This window comes from Planktotalea sp., from assembly GCF_050633725.1.
Classification (GTDB): Bacteria; Pseudomonadota; Alphaproteobacteria; order Rhodobacterales; family Rhodobacteraceae; genus Planktotalea.
This window is the reverse complement of record NZ_JBOEHB010000003.1, coordinates 197,130-214,571: the sequence shown is the minus strand read 5'-3', so window position 1 is coordinate 214,571 and position 17,442 is coordinate 197,130. Positions and strand designations below refer to the sequence as shown.

At 48.3% G+C, this 17,442-nt stretch carries 11 protein-coding genes; 1 reads left to right on the top strand and 10 read right to left on the bottom strand.

All coding sequences use genetic code 11. From position 1 onward, the window contains the following. Window positions 1-212 precede the first annotated feature (212 nt). Window positions 213-3,731: a P-loop NTPase fold protein gene (locus ACRBCU_RS04615; protein ID WP_431364193.1), complete on the bottom strand. Its 3,519-nt coding sequence runs from the start codon at window positions 3,729-3,731 to the stop codon at window positions 213-215. Between the two features lie 115 nt (window positions 3,732-3,846). Continuing rightward, window positions 3,847-4,026 (bottom strand): helix-turn-helix transcriptional regulator, encoded by a 180-nt coding sequence (locus tag ACRBCU_RS04610; RefSeq protein ID WP_431364213.1) that lies wholly within the window; start codon window positions 4,024-4,026, stop codon window positions 3,847-3,849. 132 nt (window positions 4,027-4,158) lie between these two features. Between ACRBCU_RS04610 and ACRBCU_RS04605 the strand changes: the two genes are divergently transcribed. Continuing rightward, window positions 4,159-4,836, top strand: a complete 678-nt coding sequence (locus tag ACRBCU_RS04605) for a competence protein CoiA (RefSeq protein WP_431364192.1) — start codon at window positions 4,159-4,161, stop codon at window positions 4,834-4,836. Window positions 4,837-4,848: 12 nt separating this feature from the next. Here ACRBCU_RS04605 and ACRBCU_RS04600 read toward each other — a convergent pair whose 3' ends face one another. From ACRBCU_RS04600 to ACRBCU_RS04565, 8 genes are all read right to left on the bottom strand, one after another. Next, the gene (locus tag ACRBCU_RS04600; RefSeq protein WP_431364191.1) at window positions 4,849-5,955 is read right to left on the bottom strand and encodes a tyrosine-type recombinase/integrase; all 1,107 of its coding nucleotides are present in this window, start codon (window positions 5,953-5,955) and stop codon (window positions 4,849-4,851) included. Window positions 5,956-6,629: 674 nt separating this feature from the next. Then, window positions 6,630-6,983 carry a hypothetical protein gene (locus ACRBCU_RS04595; RefSeq protein ID WP_431364190.1) on the bottom strand — a complete coding sequence of 118 codons (354 nt, stop codon included), beginning with the start codon at window positions 6,981-6,983 and terminating at the stop codon, window positions 6,630-6,632. A gap of 61 nt (window positions 6,984-7,044) precedes the next feature. Then, window positions 7,045-7,482: a hypothetical protein gene (locus ACRBCU_RS04590; RefSeq protein ID WP_431364189.1), complete on the bottom strand. Its 438-nt coding sequence runs from the start codon at window positions 7,480-7,482 to the stop codon at window positions 7,045-7,047. A 248-nt stretch (window positions 7,483-7,730) separates the two neighbouring features. Next, window positions 7,731-10,175 carry a response regulator gene (locus ACRBCU_RS04585; protein ID WP_431364188.1) on the bottom strand — a complete coding sequence of 815 codons (2,445 nt, stop codon included), beginning with the start codon at window positions 10,173-10,175 and terminating at the stop codon, window positions 7,731-7,733. Window positions 10,176-10,294: 119 nt separating this feature from the next. After that, entirely contained in the window at window positions 10,295-11,536 is a 1,242-nt protein-coding gene (locus ACRBCU_RS04580) for an ABC transporter substrate-binding protein (RefSeq protein WP_431364187.1), read from the bottom strand. Window positions 11,537-11,563: 27 nt separating this feature from the next. Next, window positions 11,564-12,358 (bottom strand): helix-turn-helix domain-containing protein, encoded by a 795-nt coding sequence (locus tag ACRBCU_RS04575; RefSeq protein WP_431364186.1) that lies wholly within the window; start codon window positions 12,356-12,358, stop codon window positions 11,564-11,566. Between the two features lie 209 nt (window positions 12,359-12,567). Beyond that, window positions 12,568-14,811 carry a choice-of-anchor L domain-containing protein gene (locus ACRBCU_RS04570; protein ID WP_431364185.1) on the bottom strand — a complete coding sequence of 748 codons (2,244 nt, stop codon included), beginning with the start codon at window positions 14,809-14,811 and terminating at the stop codon, window positions 12,568-12,570. Window positions 14,812-15,305: 494 nt separating this feature from the next. Next, on the bottom strand, window positions 15,306-17,342 hold the full coding sequence (locus tag ACRBCU_RS04565) for an ATP-binding protein (RefSeq protein WP_431364184.1): 2,037 nt from the start codon (window positions 17,340-17,342) through the stop codon (window positions 15,306-15,308). Window positions 17,343-17,442: the final 100 nt, after the last annotated feature.

Here is a 17,442-nt window from a genome sequence, read left to right as displayed (position 1 = left end):
TGCATACGCAGGAGTCTGTGGCACATAGGGGGAACGCAAAGATCTCTGGTTCATTTCAGTTGGTAGAGCGATAGCGGGTCAATCCCGAGATGTCGCGCGCGGGCCTTTTGAGATTGTGTTCCAATGTGTTCCGCTATGCTCTTTCTTGTTGGCGCATACAAAACAGGTGAACTTGCGCATACAGGGATGCGCAACTCTCAACTATCATGCGGCTAGCTCAAGAACGGGTTCCAGTAGCTTGGATCGAGAAACGACTTTGCTCTTCTCTTTCCAAATATCGCCTCACTCAAAGAACGCTTGAGGTCCCTATCAACGTCAGCTTCTGAATAACTTTCCCATGCCGCAGCAAGTACATTATTGGTGCTCTCTTGCGCTACATTTTGGAAGTCTTTCAGTTTCGTGTAGCTCATGTTGGAAAAGATTTTTAAGGCGGCTGCGTTTCGCCCTTCCAATGCAGGAATTAGAAGATTTCGAAGTATATTGTCTTTTTCAGCCTTTGATATGGGGCCACCATTTTGCGCCATGTTTGAAATTATTGTGGGACACAAACGCACAGCCTCAGCAAGCGAGCTTCCAGTCACTCCAGAAACACTCTCGCGCAACGTCCGCCAAATCTCTTCGTGATATTTCTCGTCAATTGCGGTTAGCAGAATATCCAGTGCACCATCACTGGCTTCTAGCTCGATTTGCCCTGCAAGCACGCCCCTCACAACTTCAATGTACGGAGCTCGGAATGTGCCGCCATCTAATCTGCAGCCTGAAGACCCCAGCTTCTCGACAAGTACATCGACCGTCGCGTCCATTGCCCTGATGTGTTCCGGCCAAGCGCTCGAGTCGATCTCATGAAGTAGTTCCTCGACTTTTGAATGAAAGGTGTCCCAATCGCCTTCACCAAGTGCGTGAGTTGCTTTCAGGAAGCCGTTGGGGACATCAGACATTTTGAGCTTTGAAATGTCATCCTCTGTCGCACGAGCCGCATACTTCTGGAGGACAAAAGGCAATCTTTCTTTCGAAATCAAGCTGCTGATGAACGAAAACTGCTCCAAGAAATACGGAAACTTCAGATAAGGAGGACGTTCCTGTTCAAACATGTTCTCGACGATTGCACGAGCCGCCTTGTGCTCGCGGTTCTCGCCACCGAACTCCATCCAACGAGATGCAGTTAAACTATCGATAGCTTTCACAGCGATCAACGAAGCTTGGATGGCAGTGATATCAGTGTCACCTTCGAGAATACTGTTGAATTCAACGAAGGCATCCGAACTATCGGCAGTTCTCGTATTATTGGCCTGAAGCGTGGTCGGGTTAGAAAGGGATTCACCGAGTTTTTCTCTACAAAGGAAAAGCAGCAGTGCTTGGCCTTCCTCATCGTCGCCCACGTTTCTGAAGAACGCGCCTTCGTTCAGACATTCGTCCAATTCAATGTCTGAACGCTTCTTCTCAACTACATGCTGCCATGTTAGTGAAACGATTTCGAGCAGTTGCTTGGCGTTTCCTTCGTCTAACTCTACTTCCTTGCATTCAGACAAGCAGGCGTTTGCTAGTTTTACCCATTCATCATCGGTAAGGAGCTTGCACTCCTCGAACTGTATGAGCGCCTTCCGTGCTTGTGTTGGGTATTTGGGAAACTCAGTTTCGAAATAATCAGCGTCAGCATCTCCGCCAAACATCGAAGCAAAGGTTCTTGATACATTGGTTCTCGGGACTATCGCGGTGCCAAAATCGGCCAGTTTGAAACCACTTTCTGCGATGGTCGCGCTCAAGCCAAAAACAAAATCTGGTGACATAGGCAGCTTTTGACCACGCAAAGAATTCTTCAAAGCATCGTGGCCGTGGAGGTCCGATAGAGCGTCATCACTAGCAGTCAAAAACTTCGAAACATTCGTCCCCGTCGAATAGCTCGGGTTTTCCTGTGCGTTCACACTTTTCATCGCGGCTTTGGTAAAATGGTTGACCGTTGAGTTGAGTGAACCGTTCGCGGCCAACTTGAAAATGGGCATGTAAGCAAGGTACTCTTCTGCCTCGACAGAGATGCTTTCAACTTTCTTGAAACCGTCTAGCACCGCTCGAGTGATGTAGTCTTTCGCGTCGCCAATATATCTGTCCAACAGGTCCGATGCGTTGCTAATCGCATGCTTCAAATCGCCAGTACTTGTCCATTCGTCGATATTGTCCTGAAGAACGTCATCGACCCGATAGTCAAAGCCGGGCGCAGAGGAGATTTTGATCAAGTCTTCGGCGTCGTCAGCGATAAAGGCGGACGCAATCTCATCATCAAGCAGGATTTGAAAAGCTAGTTCTTCGTCAACATTGAAAACCATCGCGGCCAGGTGCTCGACAAGCTTTGGATTTGCAGTCAGGCGAGCAATCTTGGCGTTCAAGCCGTTTTCGCTATTGAGGATTGATGGGTTGATACTCAGCTTATCTTGATGAGCAATGAACGCCGCAACTGTTGGAAGTTCATACGTTCCATCTTGTAGCTCATACAAGCTACTCAAGTCATTGACGAACGAGACGATTTGGCGTGGAGTCGTAACCCCACCTTCCACGCTCAACAGCTCGCAGAAGATTCGATAGGTTCTGAACCTGTCGTCTGCTGAAACTTGTTCAGGGAGTGCCTCCTCTAGCTTGTCAGCAAAAAACTCCCTTGCGTTTGAAAGCACAGGTGGGGCCACAACCAAGATCTCATCAAAGGTCTTTGAGAAAAGTTCCCGAGAAGCAAGACTAGTAAGGTCGCCTTCAGTCTCCTCTACATCATCATCTTCGTTGACATTTGCTTCGATGAGTTTGCGGTCATAAGGCACGATTGCGGTTATGTCGGCATTTTTTCCCGAGGAGTGTTCTCCTTGCGTGCGTGAGAAAATTGACCGCGCCAAGGCCCAATACTCTTTGATTTCTTTTCGAGGAAGCCTGTCAATGTTGTCCAAGACGACAACAACTCGGTCTGTCTCGGTTTGAACAACACTCAAGATTTCTCGAAGGGTCGAGTGAAATTCGTAGTCGTTAGGGTCAATTTCGCGGACTCTTTGAACAACTTTTTGGTCTTGATGCTGACGTGAACTGATGAGCAGTAGTCTGGATATCGAAGTTCTGTAGCTTGACCACCATTTCTCGCCTTTTTTGGGCTCAATGCGATATGCCGCCAAAACCAGAGTGATTACCAAGAAACCAAGCAGGATGAGAAAAGGAGGAGTTCCTAGGAAATTCCATAGACTTAATTCTGGGTTCTTGTTGATAGTATCGAACGCGCTTTTCGCCCAGAAATAGTACAAAGGAAGGAAGGGTAAGAAAACTAGTACGCAAACCCCGTACCAATCAAGGATAGGCTGATTATTGGTTTCAATTTCCTTTGTTTTTCCCTGAATTTGTTTTTCAATATCGTCGAGGTAAGGTCTTTTCTTTGGGAAGTTTTGCTTAGCCCACGTAATGAAGTGTTCTAAGTATGATCTGCGGAACCCTGAACCCTGAGATTTCCAGATATCAAAGGTAAAAAAGTGGTACGTCTTCTTGCCTTTACCGTTTTGCTCTTTCAGCTTCCTTGCTGCCATTTCGACAACGCTAGATTTACCGCTACCCCAAGAACCATCAAGGCCGATTGCACGATCCCCGTCATCGAACTTGACGATTGCCCGCGAGAGTGAGTGCGCGGTCCGTTCATGCCCACCACCATGAAACAAGTCCGTCTTTGTCGGTTCATCTTGAATGATTATTCTTCTTACTTTTCTACTCATACCTACGCCTCAAATATTCTTACTGTATCGATAAGTGATAACCCGCCTGAAATCACTCTGAAATGACGGCCCGAGTGTGCACCTCGGGCCGCCCATGCTCCAAAGAAGCATGTGTTTACTCTCGAGCAAGTAGTCGCTCTTCAAGCCAGTCCAAGACTTCCTGTTCCACCCATCCAACACGATTCGGGCCCAGCATTACCCGCTTAGGGAATTTGCCTGCCTTCTCGAGTCGAGCGACGTGCTGCGGGGAGTAATGAACTAACTCTTTTAGCGCCTTCTTCGACAGTATTTTCATCACGATATCTCCTTGAGTAAGGAGCATCGCGATGCCCCGAGCTGAGGTTGAACCTCGGTCCGAGCGCCACCATATCTACCAGAAGTTGAATTATCTTGTCACTATTATCACCATACGAAGCGATCAATACACATGAGATTTGCAGAAATTGATGGCCAAAGAGTTGAGCCCAAGCCGAGGCTTCACGCGACCTGCCCATTTTGTGGAAGCAGCGGAATAGCAAGATGCGGGAAAATTCGAGTCTGGCATTGGGCTCATAAAAGTAAGCAGCACTGTGACCACTGGTGGGAGCCAGAGAAAGAATGGCATCGCAATTGGAAAAACCAATTCCCCGAAGGATGGCAAGAGCAAGGGCGAAGAGACGAGAATGGCGAGTTGCATATTGCCGACGTTCTGACGCCTCATGGATTAGTGCTTGAGTTTCAACACTCTGCTATCCAACGTGAAGAAGTGGAAATTCGCACCAAATTTCACAAAAACATGTGCTGGGTTGTTGATGGCCTAAGACTTAAGACGACATTACCGCAATTCAAAGAGGCCCTGGAGCACAGTACACGCCTGAGATCCACCGGAGCTGCGGTGTTTGAGATGCATTTCTACGACTGCAGATTTCTCAAGAAGTGGTGTGATTTGGATGCTCCTGTAGTCATCGATTTTGGGACTGAAACCATGTGGGTGATTGGATATAGTCTCGATCACTCTGTTGCTATGTATATGATAAAAAAAGACCATATGGTGAATGCTTTCAAAGCTGGGCATCGGTTGCCGATGATACTGCCCATGAACGCACCTCCTCGCAGGTATCGGTGACGGCCTTTTGACCTACAAACTCCCAAGGTAGTCATCAAATTTTTGTACAGCTTCTTTCATTTCTTCGAAATATGAGTGGCGGTTGTACACTGCCACCACGCCACTGATCGTTCCAGAAACATGATTGAGTAGCTTTTCTGTAACATGAATTGGCGTACCGATCTGAGCATGAACCGTTGCAAAGGTCCGCCGAAGATCGTGTAAGGTGTAGGGCTTAACGTCCACAAGCGCTTCATCGAAACGCTTCTTGTGCCATGCCCACGTGGTGAATGGTTTCTCGAAATCAGTTGCCGCTGGGAACAGCAGGTCACCTGTGTCTGGAAGTTGCGTGATTACTGCCTGAGCCATCGGTGAGAGTGGAAAACGATGCTCTCTCTTGTTCTTTGCAAAGCCCTTGGGGAATACCACTTCACCATCAGAAATCCATGATCGTCTCAGTTGCCCAACTTCAGTTCTGCGCTGACCTGTGAGAACAAGAAGCAGAACGATGGGTCCAAACGGGAAAGGTGTCTCTTGAGCGCGCTTGAATACTTGGCGCAGCTCATCGTCGGATAGCACCCTGTCGCGCTCAGAGGTCTTTTGCTTCACGGGTGGAACAACTGAATACTCAACCAATCCATGCCGTACACACCAATTCATCATGGTACGGATAGCGACGTATGCGTGGGACTGTTCAGATGGAGTGGATGCGAGACCTGAGACCACTTTCATCACTTGCGCCCTACTCACTTCCTTCACGGCGGTTGTGAAATTGAAGTGCTTGTTCAAGAGCCGACGATAGTCAGCGACAGTGCGGGGTTTGTTACGTCCTTCACAATCGATCAGAAATTGTGACTTTGCTTCTTGGAATGTCACCACGGGCTGAGAAGGCGCAAAACCGCCCTCCTCGTATTCGACAAAAAACTTTTTGGCTTGAGCACGTGCCTCAGACAGTGACAAGTCGGGATAGCGGCCCAAGGTCTTGAGTCGCCGCTTCTCTCCGAACATGATGACAAAGGACTTGCTCTTTGTCGAACAACGCAGACCAAAGCCGGGAGTAGTTTCGTCCCAGTGGGTCACCTGCCCTTTCGTCGGTAGCGAGAGCTTTTTGATAGCGATGTCGGTTAAGCGCAGCTTCACTTCAGTCTCTTTTTAGTCACATAAATCACAAGCGTAAGGACGTGTATCTATGTTCAACTATACACGGATTTTTCAGCTTTATGCAATATATATAGTGACTTAAGTGATTACATGTTCACCTGTGATTTTCACGTGCAGCGGATCGCAAATCCGCGTACACCGGTTCGTTTCCGGTACTCGCCTCCAGTGTTTTCAAGCGTTTACCGAAAATCCTTGGGACGGACCGCAGTCCATTTTACAATCATGTTCCAGAGACGTTCGTTTCAAACGTTGGCAACATGAGACGGACATTGCAGCATCAGCCAACATGACCGCAAAGTCACACAATCAAGACACCAATCCGCAACAGCAATCCAAATACACTATGGCGCGCCAAAATCTATTCAGCGCAAGCACGTCAGACAATGGGTGAAGCCACCACCGAAGCGTTGGAAAGACCCCTAAATGAGGATCTTGAATGTGATACCGAGGGAAGCCAGTTTCCGCTCCCGAAATAGGCATCACCTTCGACACTAAAAATTGTGAAACACCTCCATTTTACCTTTTATTGGCAGCGCCTTACAAAACAGTCGGCGTGTCCAGAACTCGCCTTCAGTATAGTCAATTTGTCGTATGACCTATGCGCCACGCGCCAAATCACAACAAGGCAAAAACCTATGCATTTGCTGCGATACTTATCGCAAGAGCGCGTGAAAAAGGACGGTGCCAAGCGTCATTAAAGGCATCGCGAGATAGACCAAAAAGGCAAGCAAAAAGCCGAAGCCTGCCGCGAACAAGCAAATCCCTGCGACGGCCCCTCCAATGCTTCCGCCCAGAAGCGCTGCCAGTGCGGGGGAGGACGCAATGGCAGCGTCTTCTGGTTCAAGTTCGACCACTTGGACCTGGGGGTCGCGCCAAAGCATGTCGTGTTGGAAGTTGGGGACATTCCAAACCATTTTGTTGGCAACGGGCGTAAGCGGGTCGGACTTGGATACCAAAGGCTGCGTGACGACGTCGTATTCGTCATCTTTGAAACTCGTTTCTAACATTGTTTAAAACTCCTCCTGTTCGCGCTTCTTTGGCAGGGTGATCCCGGGATTCAGTCTGCTTTCACAGACCGAAGGCCGAACTGTAGACTGAGAGGATTGACGGGCAGCGAACAAAGCCGTTGTTGAGAATTGCAACTTGGGGACGCTCGAAAACAAGCACTGAAAAGGCGTTCTGACGCGAAGAATTGCTTTCGCTTTTTTGCGCCCCCTCCTCCAAGTCGCCGAGCAACCTTACATTTGGAACACTGCGCTCTTTGGCACATGGCCGCGCATCTTCCAGACGATTTGACGTCAAGCCAAGCATATTGAACGCAACAGAGCGCATAATCGATTGTGCGCAGTCTTGTGCCACGTCTGTGTAGTGAAGCAGATGAAACAGCGATGTATAGCCCTGAGTACGCGTGATGATGATGTCATCAACAGATAAATCACCGCATTGAACTTCACCGCGTTTGGTGAAAACCTTCCAAGAACTTGGAATTCCAAATGCTTTGAGCATGGTCACGGGCGTGTCGGAATTTAAAGTGTCCGATCGTTTCGCAGGTTCTCTTAGAGAATCTTGCGTGAGAGAAGTTTCAAATATGCGCTCCACAGGCCACTCCAATACATTGTAACATCGTGGTTAGAGCTTAAGCGGAGGCTGTTAATATCGGCCAACTATGATTGAAATCTTACAGTTTCAGGTATTTTTGGCTCATTTTTAAATAAACATCGGACCTTTTCATAAAGGCCGCAGTTTGAATCGGGTCAATTCAATGTTTCACTGAACCTTGCGCGGATCATGCCGTCGACACGTTCTTTCAAATTTGAAAGCACAAAGGGTTTTTGGACCAGCTCGTAATCATGGTCGATTTTTGAATTTTTCAATACTTCATCACCATAGCCTGTCATAAACACAATTGGGATATTTGGCATTTTCTTACTGGCACTGCTCGCAACCTGAATGCCATTTCCGTCCGGCAAGACAAGATCCAACATCATCGCATCGTAAGTCACGTCTGAATGCTCTAACACCTCCAAGGCATTTTGAATGTTATGAGCGCAATCGAGCGTGTACCCCAAGTTGCCAAAATACGATTGAATCAAGCTTGCGAGGTCGATGTTATCCTCCAACAAGAATAGGTGTTGTGTATCTTTCTCAGCCTTCTTTACGCTCGCAGGGCCATTCGTGTCTTCTTTCGACTTTGCCTTTGACAACGTTTTAAGGGTTGGAAAGAATAGATCGACTTGAGCGCCTTGTTTTGAGTTTTGCAGTTCTATCCAGCCCTCAGATTGAAGTGCGAAGCCCTCGACAGAAGATAGGCCAAGCCCCGTTCCAATCTTACCATCAGAGAAAAAGGGTTGAGTGGCTTCTCTTAACGCGACTTGGGAAAATCCGGGTCCGCTGTCTAGCAGGCTTATGTGTAAGAATTCGCCTTGCGAGAGCGAAAGTTCTAACGTGATCTGCCCTGTGCCGTTCATTGCAGTCGCGCAGTTCTTGATCACGTTGACTAAAGAACTCACAAGATACGCCTGATCCAAAAGAACTTCCGGATCGTCTTTGATGTCAACAACAAGGTCGATGTCGGAATAGCTTGAGTTTACGAAACTTTGGAGTTCTGGAATGACGTGCGAAACACGCAAGCGCTTTGCGACGAGGTCTTGTTTCTGAGAGTAGCTGACGAGCGTTCGGTTCAGATGGACAGCGTTGTCACATGAGCGCTGAGCAGCGTCGAGAAACTTGCGAGTTGTCGGAGCAAGCGACGGCTCGAGCGTGACCAGCTCAAGCGTATTTTGAATAACGGCCAAGAAATTGTTGATATCGTGCGCGATAGTCCCCGAAACTTTCCCAAGCGTTTCAAGTTTGCGCTTTTGCTCTGACGCCGTGGCATCGCGCAAAATTTCTGTAACGTCTTTTGCCATCAGTATTTTTTGGTCGGTCCCTGCCCGCTCTAACATGCGCCATTCAAACTTTTTGCCACCATGGTAGTTGAAAAGACTGGTCTCGCTGGGGCGCTCTCCTAACCGCGCGAGGCTGGAAATCGGAACGCTGTGTTCAAGACAATGATCATGCAGCAGGTTAATCGCGTTAATATCAACGCCAGTCAGGGCAAGCTGTGTTGAGTTAAGAAGCGTACAAGCCGCTGGGTTTGCCATGATCACAAGATCGTCTTTAAAGACCAAAACAGGATCCGAAAAATTCTCCAAAATCGCGTAGGATATTTCCAAGAACTTGTCGCGGTCATTCTCTGCGCGATGACGGATCTTGAGTTCATCTCGCAATCTTAGCTGCTGTGAAAGAACGTCCATGTAGGGAAGCGCAATATTGCGCAGCAAGTCACTTTCGACGGGCAAGCTCGCAACCAAATACAATTGGTCATTGTTTGAAACATGCTCGCTAGATGTAACGCTTGGCACCGTTTCACTGGAAATCTGGTCCATTTTGGAGGCTGTCGAAAACTCCATTCCCTTTAAGCCACCGTGACGTTTTGAAAGCTCGGAAAGCAACTTTACGTCGTCAAAAATTGTACCCGAGGGGTTGCTTGGTTCAGAAGCGATTGCGCGGCTCAGCGAAATCAACCCTTCTCTCACGTTGATGGTATCGGCCTGCCGTTCAAGGGATCGGTTCAAAAATGCAAAGCTTGGTCGAAACGCCATCAGATACGACAGGGCAAGCAACACAACCAATATCGCTGCGCTGGCGATGAGCAAAGAGCTTTCTAAGGTTGCCAACCGTGCGAGCGCCCGTTCAAGCGTTTTAGTTTGTTGGTCAAAACGCCCATCCCAAGGGGCGCTTTGGATAAAAGAGGTTTCAACGGGCTTGAGCTGGGCAATGTTGGCAACGCCTTTCAACAGGGTTTCGTTTTCGAAAAGCTGTTGAGTTTTTTCAAAGGTTGCGATTTCGGCTTCATCAAGATCAAAGAAACTGGAATGAATTTCTTTGGGGATAAACAGTCTCGTTACGACAAAGATATTTGACAGCAAGCCATGAAGCTCAACTTCGGTTTCCTTTATCTCTTCAATGAGCCTTCTGGTATCTCGGGTGACGGCTGCGGTGGTTGAGCTGGACTTCCTTGTGTCCAGTGTAAAAAGAAACGAGAATTTTTCGGTAAGATCATCAAATTTCTTCCACTGCACGCGCTGCAAACGATCAAGATGCAAGACTGTTGTCAGCGCGCTATTTACGCCAAAAGCCAAAGCCGAAAACGCCATGAGAACGAACCCTGAGCAGAGGATGGAATTCCTCAAAGATCGCTGTGTGTACTTAGCAACCTCGGACGGGGTCGTGAACTTGGGTTTGTTTTTCTTGCCTCGCGAAAACACCCTCAAAATCACTGACCCCGCTCAACGGTATTGTACATCAGTTCAGCAGCAACTTTGGCAGAGATGGATGGGTTTTCCCACGTTTGTACAAGTATGGAACTAATCAAAGCCGTTGAGTTTTTGCCCCGCGTTCCAGGAGAGGAAAACCGTTCATTCGGATCAAGGTTCCAGCGTTCCAGAGATGCTTTCGAACAAGGGTTCAAACCAGCGGGATCAAGGTTTTTGACAACAGAAATCCCTCCCTTCTTTTGTAGGTATCTATATTGCGCCTCTTCTTCGAGAATTGCGTCGAGCAAATTTCCATATTGCTCTCTCCAGCCAGGTAGCGATGTTTCGAAAGCCACAAAAATGTCGGTGCCAAAATACGCCGAATGCAAGCCCGGAAGTCCCGCGCATTTGTAGGTGCTAAGATCGCCCACGCTATGGGTGTTTATTTCAGACCACGCATAATCACCGATGATTGTGTAAGCGGCCTCGCCATCAATCACCATTTTGACCATGTCCGCCCAATTGCGCCCGTTACTTTCGCTGTCAGAAATTCTGACGAGCTCTAAGAACTGGAACATCGCCGCTTCTAGCTGCTCAAGCAGTTTTCCGTCTGGATCAAACTCGCCATGTAGCGCATGAATAGCTGCGCGTTGACCAATTGAAGCCAGTATCCCATTGAAAAGTTCGAGCAAAACCCAAGGTTCGGAGGTGCCCGCATAGGCCATCTCACCGCTCGCTTGCAGTTTGCTGTTAAGATCGGCCAGCTCGTCCCAAGTCTTAGGAATTGTGGTAACACCTACCTGCTTCAGGCGCGCCATGTTGTAAATGATTGAGCTTTGCAGATGAATCCCCACAGGAATTGCATAGATGTGTTCACCGACGGTGATTTTCGAGAGCACTTCAGGGTGAATCTTGTCGCGAAGTTGCTTCTTGTCCGCAAAGCCCGGATCGAGAAACGTCAAACCATCTCGAACAACTGTTTCGAGATCCTCTCCCCCGAGCCAATGGGTGATTTCTGGCGGGTACCCTAGCCCAATTCGTTTTGAAATTTCATATCGCAAATCGTTGTATGACGGGCTTTCAACGACATTTACGTCAATGTTCAGCGGCTCAATGCTCTCAACAAGACTTTGCAGTGCATCGCGCTCCCCTTGCGTGCGCCAGAACGTATGGAATTCGATCTGCATCTTTTCTGCGCTGCTTTGGGCATTGATTGAAGACGCCCAAACCAAAGCAACGAAAACTCCAATTGCCTTCAACATGGCCCTACCCCCCAAATTTTTGATGATTTACGCTTCTGCCAGGTTCTGACGATGCTCTCTTGGGCTATGACCGAATTCACGTTTGAAACTTGTCGAAAAATACGATGCAGAACTAAACCCGCACATCAGCGAGACCTCTTTCACCGAATAGTCTTGGTTCAAGAGCACCTCTGCGGAACGGGTGCGAAACCGCCGCAAGAGCGTGGAAAAGCTCTCTCCCGTTGCGTTCGCAAGATATCGCTGAAAGCAGCGCCGACTTAAGCCCATTTCTTTGGCAACGGCGTCAACGCCAAGCTCTGTATCAGAACACCCAATGGAGAACTGCCTAATCAAGTCGTCTAGGAACTGAAGTTCTTTTGCCTTTTTCCCTTCAGCGTCACATCCGATAAGTGAAAGCGAAAAGGTCCCTTCTTCTACTTCATGCACGCTCTTGTATCGTTCGCGAAGGACCTGAATATTTTTGAGTTTATTTCTGATTTTGTTGCTAAAATCATGAATGTTGAATGGCTTGGTCACAAAGTCTTCGGCCATATGCTTCCAACTCATTTCGCGCGCGTTCTTTTCGGAATAGCCGGTCATGAAAACAATGGAGGGCGCATAACCTGCTTGAGCGTTTACACTCTTGGCAATGTCAAAACCTTCACCATCTGTTAAACTTATATCAAGTATCAAAAGATCAAACCGATACTTGGTTAGCATCTCTAGAGCTGTTTTAACACTTGGTGCGGTTTGAACTAAGCAAAAGTCGGACAAAGCCGCTGACAAGATCATCCGGAAATCTTCATGGTCATCAACTATAAGAACACTGCCAACAACTAGCACAACTCATACCTCGTTTTTTTCGACTTTATAGAATCCTAACCTAAGCTATTAATTGGCGCGAACTTTGAAGGCCAACTTCCGTCATCTTAACAAAGATGGCGCAAATTTAAATCTTTTTGAGCAATTCAGTTGAACAAACAACATTGCACAGCCGTACTACGCGTTTGTGATGTCAAATTAGGCGCAGTCACACGATCAAATGACGGTGTTTAGAAGTGCATCAGCGCTTTGGCTTCTACCGCCTTCAAACTCATTCTAGCGCAATGGCCATAGTTTGAAATGTCACTGCGTAAGTCTGGAAACAATTCAAACAGTTCAGCCTGCGCTTTCGGGGCCAAGGCATCGACACTATACGAACCCGGATGGAAGCTTTCGGTTGCCACGCCCTGCGCGAAAATAATTTCGTGTTGCTCAAACAGAATGTGAACATAGGTTACTGTTTCCATTGGGTTACGAACAACGCTGTTATCATCCACCAGATGAATGGCTGGCACCAAAACTTCATTTGTTCCAAACAGCAGTTCTGCCTCGTACCCCTTGAACAGCATCCGATGTTGCGGAGACACAATGAGATCACCTTTCGATCCTAGGAACGTGCCTTTTTTGAACTTGATCGGAGCAAACTTGTCCATTGCGGGAACAGTCGTCGTGCCAATCCAGCGGATTTTCTGAATTCCGTTGTCCTGAGTGATAACATCATCGCCAATCTTCAAACTTTCGATTGCACGGCCCCCATAGGGCGTTGCGATTTCTGTTCCAGCAACAAAGCAAATGATGTTCTCGATGTTGGAAAAGTTAACAACCGTTCCGTCCAACAACAAAACAGAGCCGCTCAAGCCCCCGTTTACGTCATCGGGGTCTGTTAGTTTGAGTGAGCCCGCCACATGCAGACCGTTCAGGTTAAGCGTATCGCCGTCCGTTTCATCGCCCTCACCACCCGTCACCGTAATTGCGTTGGTTGCGATTTCTCCTAGCGACACGATGTTAAAGAGATCATCCCCATCGCCGCCCGTGACGGTATCTCCTTGGCCGACGAACAGTACATCGTCGCCGTCGCCGCCTGAAATTAGATCTGCGTTTTCCCCGCCATGGATCGTATCTTGGCCAAGCCCGCCCTCGAGCGTGTCCATGCCAGAGCTTGCGGAAATAAAGTCATCGCCGCTGCCACCATAGACCGAGTCATCGCCCGCGCCAGCAACTATCGTATCATTCCCAGCGCCGCCGCTTACGCTGTCATCGTCGTCTCCAGCGTCTATGAGGTCATCGCCCAATCCAGCAAGGATCGTATCATCGCCATCGCCGCCGACAACAACGTCATCGTTTGATCCGTTCAAGTCGTCGCCATTGTCGATTTGATCGCCTTCTGGATCACCAACGTAGCTCGCATCTATCAGGTTATCGCCCGCATCGCCTTCAACAATGTAGTTTAACGGAGTGTTCGTTGTATTGATGCTGATAAAGCCGACATCTGTATTTCCGGCGCCATCAATCACTTTATAGGTGAAGGCTTCCTCGCCAATGTCCCCATCGTTATCGATCGTCAGAGTACCATCAAGATTCAGCGTGACATCTTCACCGCTCGGCAAAGTAACCGTTGCGCCGGGTACAATCGCGGTTCCATTGATCTCAACAATAGATAAACCACTGCCAGTCTGATCGATGTCATTTGCCAAAACATCGACAGTAATTGATGAATTCGGCAGCATATCGACGCTATTGTCGAATGCGAGCGCGATGGTTTGTACCGAGTTAGCCGCAATCAGAACGTTTGAATCATATTCATCGTCGCCACCATCCGCGATCGCAATCTTTATCGTATTTGCGACCCCTGTGTTTACAGGTGCTTTAATAGACAATGCAATTGTAGCGCCATCCATTTCAGTGTTGAATGGATCGCTTAAGTCAGGATTGTCGACATACAGATTAGATGACGCTGTCGTATTAATGGTATCGATAGACACCAGATCGCTCGGAGCAGGTGTAAACGGAGCATAAGTGCCATTCACCCAAACGCCAAAGGCATCATTCACTCCAGAAGACACGAATTCGAGATATTCTTCTGACGAGAACAAAAACTGCATGGTGATATAGTCACCTGTGGGCGTAAAGTTCGCCTCGAGCACCACTGCGTCTTCTGTCAATTGCCCCGTTATTGCATCAAGCTGTGCATCGCCAGCTCCGTTATAACCGGTTGAAACGCCTGCATCAGTGTTCGTATTTGTAGTACCTGAACTATTCGTGAAGTCAGCAACATTGCCCGTCGACAGGATAATTCCTGTGTCGGAAACTGACAGATCTCCAAGCGTTACATCGGCACCAGAATAGATGCCCGATTGCAAGCCATCACCGGTAATCGTCGCCGAGTTAACGACAACGCCACTACCAAAAATGTTCTGTGCTAGGTCCAGCGCAGTGGCTGTATTGTCGATGGTCAGTTCAGCAGCAATAGGCATAATAGTTTCCCAATTAGGTTTTCGTTTTGGACAAAACCCCTCCGTCGCTTAAGCTCACTCAGAGCCTAACCGCGTATTTTTGACCCATTTTCAGAGAACCAGCAGCGGTTCTAAGTCTTGAAATGTGGTCGGCTTGTTCGCTTTCAGGAGGGTTTAAAGGGGTGTGCTAAGGGATTGTCGCGCGCGCCTTATCTTGGTGAGCGCAAGACAATTGCGAGCAGGTTTGACGAATTGCGTTCGCCCTACCATTTGGCATCACATGCGCAGATATTAGGCAATTTAACTTTCGCCCAAAATCAGAAGAGATTAATTGATCAACATAAAACATGAGACTGTTCCCATTAACTCATTCGTTAGAATTAGATTGGGGATACAGAGTTTGATTTTACAGCTTCATCTAGCCGCAACAATTTCGTTTAAATATTTTTGGCGCAGTATTATTCTCTTTGTCTTCTGCTTGAGTGTTTGAAACACGAAGACAATGAAACGCCTGCCTAGCCCCCTGGCCGCCCAAGTTGCTGAGCAACGACGTCTAGAAGGTGCTTGTTGCGAAAGGGCTTTCTGAGCTGGCGGAAATCCCCGAACTGTTTGCATTGCTGCATGGTCTTTTCCGGGAAATTGCCCGAAATCAGTAGAAAATCTGGCAACGCCCCGACTTCGGAGAATGCGACAAGAACTTCGGTGGCGGTACAATCTTCCAGAATGAGATCGCAGATCACAAGATCATAGACGTTCTTATGCAGAGCGCCTGCGCGAATGTCCGAAATAGAGCTTGCCTTTTGAACATCGTATCCTTGCTGGGCCAAGATAAAGGCCAGGATGTCACGTATCGTTACTTCGTCTTCCACAATCAGGATCTTCTGCTTCTCTCGCGTGGCAGACGACGGCGACACGTCCAGTTCGATGTCACTGGCCTCAATGTCCCCTTCATAGATCGGCAGGACGAGCTTTGCCGTTGTTCCCTTGCCGATAACGGACTCAAATTCAATTTTTCCGTTGGATTGCTTTGCGAAACCGCTGACCATTGCAACGCCAAGGCCCGACCCTTCGGACTGGCTCTTAGTGGTGAAAAACGGCTCTTCGACCCTTTCCAGCACCTCGCGTGGCATACCGACACCGTTGTCAGATATCTCGAAGCTTATGTAATGAGCGCCGTCAATTTCGACTTCTACGGCTCTCAACTCGATCGCTCCATTGGAATTTTCTGCCACCGCGGACTTTGAGTTTACCAGCAGATTTAGAAGCGCGGTCTCGAGTGAGCCACGATCCACCTTGATATAGGCGTCGGTGGCAGCCTCTATCCTCAGGCGGATTTGCTTTCCGGCCAACGGTTGGAATATCCCCGCAATATTATGGATCGCCTCTGCCGCCTTAAAGACTGTGATATTCTGCGCGTTTTGCCGTGCAAAGCTTAGCATTTGGTTTGCTAAGGATGCGCCACGCTCGGTGTATTTGATAATGCTTTCAAAGTGATCGTGCGCAGACGATGAAATATCCTCTTTGTCCTGTACCAGCTCGATGTTGGCCAAGATAACCGACAAAATGTTATTGAAATCGTGCGCAATCCCACTAGCAAGCGTCCCGAGGGCAGACAATTTGCTCTTCTGAATTCTATCGTTTTCTTCTTTTTGTTGCTCATCCTGATCCTTGATGAAGAACAAAAATCCACTTTCTGGACCGCTTCCCCCAACGCGAACCAATCGCAGCTCAAAGAGCCTTCCGTTTGGACCTTCGATATCTCGTTGCGAGCCTGAATCTTGAATCCCTCTCAGATCAAAAAGTTCGGTCAAATCCACTTCGTCTTTGTGATCACCGACAAGTTCCTGAAAAGACTTGTTAGAGCGCAAAACCTGGAATTGAGCATTGGTTTGAACAATTGCATCTTGTATCTCCGGCAAGGACAGCTCGACGACAGCTTGTTCTCGTCTCAGCGCTTCGCTTCGGCTCTTTAGCTCGTCAAAGAGTACGTCCAGCTCATCACGTGTATTTCGCCCAGCCGACTCTGTTTGAAACCTCTGAAAATCCGCGACGGGCAGCCCATCTGCAAGATGCTTGGACAGTTTCTTTACTGGGGCGACCACGATCCTGAACACCGCAACCGAGATAAGCAGCGCCGACAAAATCACCGAGGTTAGTGAAACAAACCGGCTTGCGACAAGATCAGCGAGCGCCACCGCCCCTAGCGGTTCTTCGCGAACGCAGACATTCACATCCCCACTGCCAAGCGCGAAATTCAATGGCCGCTCATCCGCAATACTGAACAAAACATTATGGCTACATGGCAAGCTTTCACCATTGAAAGCCCCTGCATCGCCAACCAGAAAGTCAAATGTCGTATCCTGATACGTAACCGCAACGACACTTGGCAGCTGCAACACACCTTCAAGCCATAGCCCAATGGCATCACTGTTGATTTGATAAGCCGCGCGGATCAAACTGGGGCGCACCCGCTCCAAATAGCGGTTCAGATCGTCAAGATGAAGTTGTTTGAGAGCTTTGACCGCGAACCAATACTCAATTGACAGGGCCATGGCGGTAACGATTAAGATCGTAAATGCGGACGCAATGAAGACCCGACCAGACAGGCTACCGCTAAATCGATGGTATTTATTTAGCCCCATCAAGATGCAA

Bases quoted from the DNA above. Each gene is read 5' to 3' on its own strand.
- ACRBCU_RS04615 (WP_431364193.1), bottom strand. From the start codon at position 3,731: ATGAGTAGAAAAGTAAGAAGAATAATCATTCAAGATGAACCGACAAAG.
- ACRBCU_RS04610 (WP_431364213.1), bottom strand. From the start codon at position 4,026: ATGAAAATACTGTCGAAGAAGGCGCTAAAAGAGTTAGTTCATTACTCC.
- ACRBCU_RS04605 (WP_431364192.1), top strand. From the start codon at position 4,159: ATGAGATTTGCAGAAATTGATGGCCAAAGAGTTGAGCCCAAGCCGAGG.
- ACRBCU_RS04595 (WP_431364190.1), bottom strand. From the start codon at position 6,983: ATGTTAGAAACGAGTTTCAAAGATGACGAATACGACGTCGTCACGCAG.
- ACRBCU_RS04590 (WP_431364189.1), bottom strand. From the start codon at position 7,482: ATGCTCAAAGCATTTGGAATTCCAAGTTCTTGGAAGGTTTTCACCAAA.
- ACRBCU_RS04585 (WP_431364188.1), bottom strand. From the start codon at position 10,175: ATGGCGTTTTCGGCTTTGGCTTTTGGCGTAAATAGCGCGCTGACAACA.
- ACRBCU_RS04580 (WP_431364187.1), bottom strand. From the start codon at position 11,536: ATGTTGAAGGCAATTGGAGTTTTCGTTGCTTTGGTTTGGGCGTCTTCA.
- ACRBCU_RS04570 (WP_431364185.1), bottom strand. From the start codon at position 14,811: ATGCCTATTGCTGCTGAACTGACCATCGACAATACAGCCACTGCGCTG.
- ACRBCU_RS04565 (WP_431364184.1), bottom strand. From the start codon at position 17,342: ATGGCCCTGTCAATTGAGTATTGGTTCGCGGTCAAAGCTCTCAAACAA.